At 72.6% G+C, this 11106-nt stretch carries 6 protein-coding genes; 2 read left to right on the top strand and 4 right to left on the bottom strand.

Features of this window, described 5'->3' with window-relative positions; translation table 11 throughout:
* Positions 1–435 precede the first annotated feature (435 nt).
* The 3 genes from BLV01_RS09990 to BLV01_RS09980 all read right to left on the bottom strand — a co-directional run bounded on the left by BLV01_RS09990 (position 436) and on the right by BLV01_RS09980 (position 5594).
* The gene (locus BLV01_RS09990) at positions 436–1368 is read right to left on the bottom strand and encodes a glycosyltransferase family 2 protein (RefSeq protein ID WP_091798204.1); all 933 of its coding nucleotides are present in this window, start codon (positions 1366–1368) and stop codon (positions 436–438) included.
* A gap of 252 nt (positions 1369–1620) precedes the next feature.
* Positions 1621–3243 carry a hypothetical protein gene (locus tag BLV01_RS09985; protein WP_091798202.1) on the bottom strand — a complete coding sequence of 541 codons (1623 nt, stop codon included), beginning with the start codon at positions 3241–3243 and terminating at the stop codon, positions 1621–1623.
* 173 nt (positions 3244–3416) lie between these two features.
* The gene (locus tag BLV01_RS09980) at positions 3417–5594 is read right to left on the bottom strand and encodes a RelA/SpoT family protein (RefSeq protein ID WP_254782578.1); all 2178 of its coding nucleotides are present in this window, start codon (positions 5592–5594) and stop codon (positions 3417–3419) included.
* An 86-nt stretch (positions 5595–5680) separates the two neighbouring features.
* Here BLV01_RS09980 and BLV01_RS09975 point away from each other — a divergent pair, with 86 nt between their 5' ends.
* Positions 5681–6190, top strand: a complete 510-nt coding sequence (locus BLV01_RS09975) for a hypothetical protein (RefSeq protein WP_091798199.1) — start codon at positions 5681–5683, stop codon at positions 6188–6190.
* 53 nt (positions 6191–6243) lie between these two features.
* Positions 6244–6750 carry a hypothetical protein gene (locus BLV01_RS09970; protein WP_091798196.1) on the top strand — a complete coding sequence of 169 codons (507 nt, stop codon included), beginning with the start codon at positions 6244–6246 and terminating at the stop codon, positions 6748–6750.
* A 180-nt stretch (positions 6751–6930) separates the two neighbouring features.
* On the opposite strand, the gene hrpA is transcribed toward BLV01_RS09970, so the two are convergent.
* Complete coding sequence (hrpA, locus tag BLV01_RS09965) at positions 6931–11043, bottom strand: ATP-dependent RNA helicase HrpA (protein WP_091798193.1); 4113 nt, start codon at positions 11041–11043, stop codon at positions 6931–6933.
* Positions 11044–11106: the final 63 nt, after the last annotated feature.

Below are 11106 nucleotides of genomic sequence, written 5' to 3'. Positions count from 1 at the left end.
GATCCAAAGCTTCCGTCCGCAAGCGGCCGGGTCACTTTCTTTGTCCAAAGCAACAAAGAAAGTAACCAAAGAAAGTGCTTTTCCCTGTTTCGAATCAAAAGCCACTATGGCTCGAAAGGGGCGCGGGGCCGCGCCATAAGGGGCATCCTGCCCCATGGCGCGCGTGCGCATCCATGCGCACGCCCTTCGGGGCTGCGAAACATGGGCCTCGGGCGAGGTTGCGTCCAAGCCAAAAGCAAAGCGCGGCAACGGCTACGGCTACGGCTACGGCTACGGCTACGGCAGGATTTTGTGGGTTCCGACGTTCGCCGGAACGAGGGAGCGGGAACGCTCGTCGCTCCAGATGCACGCGCGTCGTTGTCGTAGCGTGCGCAGGCCCTGCGCGCGGAAGCTTCGGGCAAGCGGCAAGACGCCGTCGCTTAGCGCCTCAGGCGCTCAATCCTGCGGCATCGGTCCGCCGCGTCCGGCGATGCCGTCGCGCAACCCGCGCAGCATCGCCCGCAGGTAGCCCAGCCGCGGCCGCAGGAACACCGCCGTGCCGACGAACTTCAGCACCAGCCGCGGCAGGTCCTGCGCGGCCCAGCGCCGCGGCACTTCGGCGCGGCGGTACAGCAGCACCCGGTTGCGCATCATGTAATACAGCCGGGTCGGGCTGTGCACCACCAGCTTGCACGAGGGCAGCAGGCGGCTGATCGGCACCAGTTCGCCGATGCGGTGCTGCATCTGCGCGTCGCAGATGCCGTAGAGCTTGTAGCCGTGGTGCCTGGCGCGCGAGCTCCATTCGATATCGACGTTGTCGATGAACAGTCCTTCGTCCATGCCGCCGACGCGGTCGAGCACGTCCAGCGGCAGCAAGGTGCCGGAGGTGATCAGGAAATCGCAGTCCACCGCCTGCCCCGGGCCGCCGAACAGCTTGCGGTTCATCGGGAAGGCGATGCGCACGAACGGCGCGGTCTGCCCGGTGCGCTGGTCGCGGAACTGCGGGCCGACCGCGGCCACCGGGCCTTGTTCGCGCAGTTCGCGCAAGGCGCGTTGCAGGGTCGCGACCATGCCGGCGCCGACCTGGCTGTCCTGGTCCATCAGCAGGACCTGGGCGAAGCCGGCCTCGCGCGCCAGCCGCGCGACGCGGTTGATCGCGCTGCCCAGGCCGACGTTGCGGTCGCTGCGCAGCACCTGCACGCCCTGCGCGCGCAGTTCCTCGAACAAGGCGGCGACGTCGGCGCCGGGGCTGGCGTTGTCGAAGATCTGCACCCGCCCGACCTGCGGGCGCACCGCGGCGACGACCTCGCGCAGCAGTTCGATCTGCGGGTGATAGGTGACGATCGCCGCGCACACGTCGGCGCAGGCGGGAACGGCGGGGGCGGTCATGTCAGCGCGACCCCGCGGCGGCGCGGGATCGGGAAGGCGGGAGTCGGGCGGGAACGATGGGGCATGCGCGCATTATCGCCCAGGCGCGGGCGGCGGGTCTTGGAAGCGTCGGGCAACCTGGCAGAAGAGCGTCGGGCCTGAAGGCCCTCCCACAAAAGCGAAGGCCGGAAACTCGCTGGCCGGACCGCTTCGCTCTTGTGGGAGGGCCTTCAGGCCCGACGCTTTTACGCCCGATCGCCGCGAACCAGCGGCTCAGTTGCTCGCCGCCCCCGCCGCCTGCACCCGCGCGGCCAGTTCGGCCAGCCCGGGCGCATTGCCGTCGAGCGAGCGCGCCGCCTGCAGCGCCGCGCGCGCGGCGTGCAGTTCGCCCGCGCCCAGGCGTTCGCTGCCGACGCCGATCCAGCGCTGGGCCAGGCGCGCGGAGGCCTCGCGCACCGCGCCGCCGCCGCCCTCCAGCGCGCGCCGCGCGTCCAGGCATTCGCCGGCGCGCGAGAGCCGGTTGCCGCCCAGTTCGCGTTCGAAGCAACGCTTGGCCGCCGGCAGCAGGCGCGCGCCGGCGGCGCGCACCGCCGGGTCGGCCGGGGCGATGGCCTGGGCCGCGCGCAGCTTGTCGTAGGCGCTGTCGCCGGGCGGGGTCAGCAGGTCGCCGCGCTGTTCGGCGGCGGCGGCCTCGGCCAGCAGGCGCTGCAGCGACTGGCGCCGGCGCAGCGGGGTTTCCTGGTCGAAGCGCTTGCGCGATTCGCGCGCGCGGTCCAGGTGCTGGCGCGCCAGGGTCACCGCCGGCGCGGTCGGCGCGACTTCGCGCGCCAGCGCCAGTTCCTGCTCGGCGTCGGCGAAACGGAAATCCGCGGCCAGCCGTTCGCTGCGCTCGGCATGCACGCCGGCGACCGCGATCAGCCCCTCGCGCGCGGCGCTGTCGTCGGGCCGCACCGCGAGCAGGTCGCGGTAGCCGGCCAGCGCGGCCTCGGGCTTGTTCCGGCGCAGCGCCTGCGCCGCCTCGGCGCGGCGCCGCTCCAGCCGCGATTCCAGCAAGGTCAGGCTGTCGGGCAGGTCGGCGTGGCCGGGGTCGGCGTCCTGGACGCGGGCGATGCCCTGCGCGCCGCGCACCAGTTCGCCGCGCTCCAGCGCTTGGCGCGCTTGCTGCAACAGGTCGGCGAGGGTGTCGTCGCGGCCTTCCAGGGCGTCGTTGCGTTGCGGCTGCAGTTCCAGCACCCGCAGGTACAGCGGCAACGCGGCATCGGGCGCGCCGTCCAGGCGGCCCTGCTCGCGCGCCGCCGCGGCGGCCACGACCATCCGGTCCAGGCCGGCATGCACCGCTTCGCGCTGGCGCAGCAACTGCGCCAAGGGTTCGACCCGGTCGCGCGGCACCGCCAGGTCGCGGGCGAGCGCGATGCGTTGGCGGGCGAATTCGAAATGGCTGCCGTCGATGGCCTGGCGCGCCTGCTGCAAGGCGACCTCGCCGGTGCGGGCGAGGCCGGCGCGGGCGTCGCTGCGGTCCGGGTCCAGCGCCAGCGCGGCCTCGTACAGTTCGCGCGCGCCGCGGCCGTCGGGCGAGCTCAACCGGCCTTCGGCCAAGGCCTGCCCGGCCTGTTCGCGCAGGCGCTGCAAGCGGGTTTCCGGCCATACCCATTCCGACAGCGGCTGGCGCCACACCGCCAGGGCCGCGATCACGCCCGCCGCGGCCAGGCCCAGCACGATGCGCACCCAATGCCGGGCCAGCCAGATGCGCAGCGCGGCGGACGCGGCCGGCTCGTCGCGCCCGCGGCGCGGGGCGTCGAAATCCAGCGCGGTCCAGTCGCCGGCCGCCGGCTCGATGCGCGCGCCGGCCGGGTGGGCCGGGGCGAGTTCGGGCGTGGCGGGCGGGCGCGGATTCACGGCGTACAGGATAGCGCCGTGCGCATGACGATCGTGACAGGGGTCGCGCTTGCGGCGGGCGTTGCAGGGCAATGCCTGGGCGGCGCGAAGTGGCCGGAGCGAAAAGCATCGGGGCCGAAGGCCCTGCCACAAGAGCGGCAAGGCATCGGGCCGAAGGCCCGCTACAACCGCCGCTATTTGCGTTGCGCGTACTCCACGCCGGGCAGGGACGACAGCTTGCCGAGCAGGTTGGACAGCTGGCCGTAGTCGCCGACCCGCAGGCGGAAACGCAGCCGCACCTGCGAGCCGTTGCGCTCGACGTCGCTGCGGATGCTGAGCACGTGCGCATTGCCCTGGGCGATGACGTTGGTGACTTCCTTGAGCAGCCACTTGCGGTCCAGCGCCAGCACTTCGATGTCGACCTCGTAGCTGGAGCCCTTGCGCCCCCACTCCACCGGCAGCACCCGCTGCGGCTGGGCCGCGGCCAGGCGCTCGAACGCGGCGCAGCCGGGGCGGTGCACGCTGACGCCGCGGCCGCGGGTCAGGTAGCCGACGATGGGTTCGCCCGGCAGCGGCTGGCAGCAACGCGCCAGCTGCACCAGCAGATTGCCCACGCCTTCGATGGTGAAGTCGGTGGCCTTGCCGGCCGGCTTGCGCGCCGACACCGCCATCAGGCTCGCGGACGCCGGCGGCGGCGCGGCCGGCGCCGCGGCGGCGCGTTCCAGCTCCAGCAGCGCCCGGCCGACCTGGTGCGGGCCGAGGTAACCCAGCGCCACCTGCACGTAGAGATCGCCGTCGCTGGCCAGGCTGAAGCGCTCCAGCACCGGCGCCAGTTCCGCGCCGAGCAGGCCGAGCCGGCGCAGTTCCTTGTCCAGCAGCTCGCGTCCGGCCGCTTCGTTGCGCGAGCGGTCGAGCTTGTGGAACCAGGTGCGCACCTTCTCGCGCGAGCGGTTGCTGGCGAGGAAGCCGTTCGCCGCCACCAGCCAGTCGCGGCGCGGTTCGCCGGTCTTGGCGGTGAGGATCTCGACCCGGTCGCCGCTGCGCAGCTTGTGGTCGAGCGGCACGATCCGCCCGTCGACCTTGGCCCCGCGGCAGCGATGGCCGACTTCGGTGTGCACGTGGTACGCGAAGTCCAGCGGCGTCGCCCCGGACGGCAGGTCGATCACCTCGCCCTTGGGCGTGAGCACGTAGACGCGGTCCTCGACCAGTTCGGTGTCGAGCTCGCCGGCCAGCGCCTCGTCGCCGCCGCCCTCGGCCTTGGTGTCGAGCAGCCGGCGCATCCAGGCGATCTTGCGGTCGAACGCGGCGTCGGCGCTGTGGCTGCCGACTTCCTTGTATTTCCAGTGCGCAGCCACGCCGAGCTCGGCCTGGCGGTGCATCTCGTGGGTGCGGATCTGCACTTCGAGCGTCTTGCCCTCCGGCCCGACCACGGCGGTGTGCAGCGAGCGGTAGTCGTTGCGCTTGGGCCGGGCGATGTAGTCGTCGAACTCGCTCGGGATCGGCGTCCACTGCGCGTGGACCACGCCGAGCGCGGCGTAGCACGAGGCCAGGTCGTCGACCATCACCCGCACCGCGCGCAGGTCGTAGAGCTCGCCGATCGGCACGTCCTTGCGCTGCATCTTCTTCCAGATGCTGTAGATGTGCTTGGGCCGGCCGGCGACTTCGGCCTTCACGCCCTGCGCGTCCATCGCCTCGCGCAGCACCCGCTTGACGTTCTCGATGTAGCGCTCGCGGTCGACCCGCTTCTCGTCGAGCAGGCGCGCGATCTTCTGGTAGGTCTGCGGCTCCAGGTGGCGGAAGGCGAGGTCTTCCAGCTCCCACTTGAGCTGCCAGATGCCGAGCCGGTTGGCCAGCGGCGCGTGGATGTCGCGGGTCAGCGCGGCCAGTTCGCGCCGGGTCGGCGGCGGCAGGCGGTCGGCGTGGCGCAGCCGCGCCAGTTGCCGCGCCAGCAGGATCGGCACCACCCGCAGGTCGCGCACGATCGCCAGCAGCAGGCGGCGCAGGCCTTCGCTGCCCGAGCGCCGGCCGGGTTCGGCGTGCAGCGCCCAGACCTGCTCGGCGGCGCGCTGGCCGTCGAGCAGCGCGGCCAGCAGCGGATGCTCGCGCTCCCAGCCCGGCCCCAGCGCCGCGGCCCAGCCCGGATAGGCGTGCAGCAGCGCCGCGGCGACGGTGTCGCCGTCGGCGCCGAGCAGGGCCAGCGCGTCCAGGGTCGCGGCCGCCACCGCCGGCGCGTCCAGCGCGGCCTCGCGCGCTTGCGGCGCGTGCGCGGCGGCCAGCAAGCCGGCGCGCAGCGGTGCGGACAGGGCCGCCGCCGCGGGCAGGGCCAGGAGGTCGGACAGGGTCGGTTCGGGCGGCTCGGCGGAAGCGTTCACTGCGTGGGGGAGTGGAGAAGCGGGAGGAGCTAGCGTCTACACTAGCGAGCATCCGCCCCGAGGAACAGCACCGAGGAACCGCACGCATGTCCGCAATCGCCGTCCCCCTGCCGCGCCGGCTCGCCGTCGCCCTCGCCCTGGCCGCCTGCCTGGCCGCGCCGGCCGCGCTGGCGCAGCACAAGCTCGAACAACAGATGAGCGCCGAACAGTTCAAGAACGCCGGCCTGAACAAGCTCGACGAGCAGGAACTGGCCAACCTGAACGCCTGGCTCAACCGCACCCTCGACACCGAGACCAGCAAGGCCGTGGTCAAGGCCAAGGAAGAGACCGCGCACGAACGCCGCGGCTTCTTCGACAAGAGCCCGTCGCGGGAACCGGTGGTGGCGCGCATGACCGGCCGCTTCGAGGGTTTCTCGCGCGGCCAGACCTACGTGCTCGACAACGGCCAGGAGTGGCGCCAGGACGACAGCGCCGACCTGCCCGGGGTGAAGCTGGATTCGCCGCAGGTGCGCATCGCGCCGAGCGTGATCGGCAACGCCTGGTACCTGTCGGTGCAGGGCTACAACACCCGCGCCAAGGTCGTCCGGGTCAAGTGAGTCCGCCCGCCCCCGCCGTTTTCCGTCATCGCCCTTCGCTCCGGAGTTCCGTCATGCGCGTGCTGTCCCCGTCGGCCCTGGCCGGCTCGCTCGCCCTCGCCGTCTCGTTCGCGGTCCTCGCCCCCGCCGCGGGCGCCGCCGAGCGCCACTACGTTCCGCTGCAGCAGCGCCTGAGCGCCGAGCAGCTCAAGGCCACCGGCCTGGATACTTTGTCGCCGCAGCAGATCCAGTTGCTCGACCAGTTGCTGGCGCAGGACCAGGACGCGCAGGTGCAGGAGGCGGTGAAGAAGATCCGCGCCGAGCGCCGCGGTTTGCCGCAGGAGGCCGAAAGCCCCGAACCGATCGCCAGCACGCTCAAGGACAGCGCGTTCCGCGGCTGGTCCGGCGGCACCGTGCTGGAGTTGGAGAACGGCCAGCGCTGGCGCGTGATCGACGGCTCGCTCTACCTCGGCAAACCGGTCGCGACACCCAAGGTGACCGTGACCCCCGGCATGGCCGGTGCGTGGTACCTCACGATGGAAGGCCAGATTCCCAAGGCCAAGGTCAAGCGGGTGGAGTGAGCTACGCGCCCGCTCCCGCGCAACGCAGCGAAGGCGGCCACTTGGCCGCCTTCGCTTTTTCGGGATGGCTTCCGCCGGAGGGGTTTCGGGTCGGGTCGCCGCAACCCGAGCGACGGGCACCGGGCCTGAAGACCCTCCCGCAACAGCCTGCCCATACCCAGCCCGCCCACCACCGCGGCTTCAGCCGCGCAACGCCGCCAACCGCTGCGCCAGCTTCTTCGGCGAGACCCCGCCGCGCACGCCCAGTTCCTGCGCGAACAACGACACGCGCAGTTCCTCGATGTCCCAGCGCAGCGCCTGCCAGCCCGCGTCCTCGCCCTCGCCCGCCGCGGTCGCCGCGTCCAGCGCGTCGACGAAGGGCTTGAGTTCGAGCATGCGCGCCTGGTCGCGCACCGGATCGCGCAGGGCGCGTTCGCCGCGGGTCGCCAGCGCCTTGAGGTAGCGCGGGTACTCGGCCAATACCGCGGTCGGCACGTCGCGCAGGAAGCCCGGCGGGGTCAGCCGCGCCAGCTGCGCGCGCATGTCGTCGAGATTGCCGCTGGCCCAGCCCATCAACGGCGAGTCCAGGCGCGCGCGCACTTCGGCCACCGCCGCCAGGATCGCCTCGGCTTGGCGCAACCGCTCCATCGCCTCGGGGAACAGCTTGCGCGCGACCTCGTCGCGGCGCTGCTCGAACGCGGCCGCATCGCGCACCTGCACCAGCTCGGCGTCCTCGCCGAGCAGCGACTGCACCGCGCCGTCGACCAAATCCTCGCGCAGGCGGTCGCCGTCGCGCGGGCGGTCGAGCGCGGCGCGGCCGGCGGCGTTGCCGGCCTGGGCCTGGCGCAGCAGCGAATCGCGCGCCTGGCGCGGCGCCGCCGATTCGATCGCCGCGTACAGCAGGCCGATCTTGGGCTGGATCGGCAACTGCTTGCGCGCCTGCTTGAGCTTTTCCACCATCGCCAGCGCGAGCAGGCGCCGCACCCCGCGCGGATGCGCGCGCACGGCCGCCTCGCGCTCGGCGTGCACGCGCAGCGAGACGCTGTCGCCGTCGTCGTGCAGGGCCGGGAACGCCGGCACGCCGGCGGCGCCGGGCACCGACAGCGGGATCGGCTGTTCGGGGAACGTGGTCAGACCGCGCTGGCCCAGGCCGTCGGCGGCGCGCGCGGCGAACGCGCGCGCGGCGCGTTCGCCGAAGCGCGCGCGCAGTTCGTCCAGGTCGCGCGACTCGGCCAGCACCACCGGTTCGCCCTTGGGCTCGCCCTTGCCGCGGCGTCCGTCGGCGCCGGCCGGGTATTCGAGCAGGCGCAGGTTCATGCGCAGATGCGCGTCGATCGACGCCGCGTCGAAGTCGGTCGCGGCGATCTCCACCCCGCCGAGCTTGCGCAGGAACCGCGCCAGCGCGCCGACGAAATCGTCGGCCTCGGGCGTGGGGTGGGCCTCGTGGAAGGCCTTGGCGAAGTCCGGCGCCGGCACGAAGTTGCGCCGCAGCGCCTTCGGCAGCGACTTGATCAGCGCCGCGGCCTTGTCGGCGACGAAGCCCGGCGCCAGCCACGACAGCTGCGCCGGGTCGAGCGCGTTGAGCAGGTGCAGCGGCACCGCCAGGGTCATGCCGTCGTCGGCCGCGCCGGGCTCGAAGCGATAGCGCACCGCCAGCCTGGCCTGGCCCAGTTGCAGGTACGGCGGGAAGCGCGCGGCCTCGCTCTCGCCGCCGATCATCAGGTCCTCGCCGCTCCACTCCAGCGCGGCCTTCTCGTTGGCCGGCAATTTGTTGTACCAGGCGTCCAGCGCCTGGGCGTTGTGGACCTGCGGCGGCAAGCGGTCGAGGTACCACTGCGCCATCCATTCCTCGTCCACCACCAGGCCGGCGCGGCGCTGCTTGGCTTCCTCTTCGCGCGCCTTGGCCAGCGCGGCGAGGTTGCGCGGCAGGAACCCGGCGCGGGTGTTGATCTCGCCGGTCACCAGCGCGTCGCGGGCGAAGATCGCGCGGCTTTCCTCCGGGTACAGCGCGCCGTAGTGGATCGGCCGCTTGGGCGCCAGCACCAGCCCGAACAGGCTGACCTGCTCGCTGCCCACCACGCGGCCCTGCGAGCGCGACCAGCGCGGGTCGTGGTGGCGGCGCGCGAGCAGGTGCAGCAGCTCCTGGATCGCCCAATCCGGCTCGATCGACGCGTTGGTCATCGACCACACCCGCTCGGTGTCGAGCAAGGTGGCCGACAGCAGCCACGGCGGCGGCTTCTTCGCCAGCGGCGAGCCGGGGAACAAGGTGTACTTGCGTCCGCGCGGGCCGTCGTACAGGCCCTTGTCGCCGCGGAAACCGACCTGGGTCGGCAGGCCGGCGATCAGCGCGCGGTGCAAGGTCGCGTAGCCGGCCGCGTCCAGCGGCTCGGGCGAGGGCTCGCGGCTGCGCCAGCCCAGCTCGTCGCACAGCAGCTTCAGCTGGCGGTGCAGCTCGCGCCACTCGCGCATGCGCAGGAAGCCGAGGAAGTGCTTCTCGCACCAGCCGCGCAGCTTGGACTGGGTCAGTTCCTCGTGCGCCTGCTGGTAGGCGTCCCACAGCTTGAGGATGCCGACGAACTCCGAACGCGGGTCGGCGAACAGCGCATGCGCGTTGTCGGCGGCGGCGCGCTGGTCGGACGGGCGCTCGCGCGGGTCCTGGATGCCCAGGAACGCGGCGATGGCGACCATCTCGCGCAGGCAGCCGTGCTCGTTGGCGGCGACCAGCATGCGCGCCAGCTTCACGTCCACCGGCAGCCGCGCCATGGTGCGGCCGGTGGCGGTCAGCTTGCGCTGCTCGTCGACCGCGCCGAGCTCGCCCAGCTGCTGCCAGCCGTCGGCGATCGCGCGGCTGTCGGGCGGCTCCAGGAACGGGAACTGCTCGATGTCGCCCAAGCCCAGCGACAGCATGCGCAGGATCACCCCCGCCAGCGCGGCGCGGCGGATTTCCGGGTCGGTGTAGCGCGGCCGCGATTCGAAATCCGGCTCGCTGTAGAGGCGGTAGCAGGTGCCCTCGCTGATGCGCCCGCAGCGGCCCTTGCGCTGGTCGGCGCTGGCCTGGCTGACCGGCTCGATGTGCAGCCGGTCGAGCTTGCCGCGCGGGCTGTAGCGCTTGACCCGGGCCAGGCCCGGATCGACCACGTAGCGGATGCGCGGCACCGTCAGCGAGGTCTCGGCGACGTTGGTCGCCAGCACGATGCGGCGCTTGGGGCCGGGGTTGAAGACCCGGTCCTGGTCGCGCACCGACAGCCGCGCGTACAGCGGCAGCACTTCGGTCTCGCGGTACTTGCGCCGCTCCAGCGCCTGGTGCGCGTCGCGGATCTCGCGCTCGCCGGACAGGAAGATCAGCACGTCGCCGCGCGGGTCTTCGCGGGTGATTTCGTCGCAGGCGGCGACGATGCCGTCGTTGACGCTGCGCGCGCCGCCGGCGGCGCGCGGTTCGGCGCTGGCGGACGCGGGCCGGCGCGGCCGCTGCGGTTCGCCCTCCTCGCCCGGCGATTCGGAGTCGTCCAGCGGCCGGTAGCGCACGTTGACCGGGTACCCGCGCCCCTCCACGCTGACCACCGGCGCGCCGTCGAAATGCGCGGCGAAGCGCTCGGTGTCGATGGTGGCCGAGGTCACGATAACCTTCAGGTCCGGACGCTTCTTCAGCAGCTGCTTGAGGTAGCCGAGCAGGAAGTCGATGTTGAGGCTGCGCTCGTGCGCCTCGTCGATGAGGATGGTGTCGTAGGCCGACAGGAAGCGGTCGGACTGGATTTCGGCCAGCAGGATGCCGTCGGTCATGAACTTGACCGCGGTGCGCTCGCCGACGTTCTCGTTGAAGCGCACCTGGTAGCCGACCGCGCCGCCGAGTTCGGTGTTGAGTTCCTCGGCCACGCGCCGCGCCACCGCGCGCGCGGCGATGCGGCGCGGCTGGGTGCAGCCGATCAGGCCGGCGGCGCCGCGGCCGGCGGCCAGGCACAGCTTGGGCAGCTGGGTGGTCTTGCCCGAACCGGTCTCGCCGGCGATCACCACCACCGGGTGCTTGCGGATCAGCTCGACGATGCGCTGCGCTTCCGCCGCGATCGGCAAAGCCGGGTCGACCGGCGCGCGCGGCAGCGCCGCCGCGCGCGCCTGGCGCTGCGCGACCGACGCCGCCAGCGCCTTGGCGAAGGCGTCCTGCGCGGCCGCGTCGGCGGGCTTGCCGCTCCAGCGCGACCACAGCCCGTGCAGGCGGCCGCGGTCGCGGCTCAGCGCGCCGTCGATGGCGCGGCGCGCCTGCCGTAACGCAGCGCTCGCATCGGCCTGCCTAGACTGGGTAGATCGGCTGTCATTCATCGATAGATCGCCTGCATTGCAGCGCTAAAAACAAACCATTTCACTTCCGCGGCGACTGCGCCT

The sequence above is a fragment of the Lysobacter sp. yr284 genome (assembly GCF_900107375.1).
Classification (GTDB): Bacteria; Pseudomonadota; Gammaproteobacteria; order Xanthomonadales; family Xanthomonadaceae; genus Lysobacter.
Note: the sequence above shows the minus strand (reverse complement) of the source record. Positions and strands in the feature narration are given on the sequence as shown.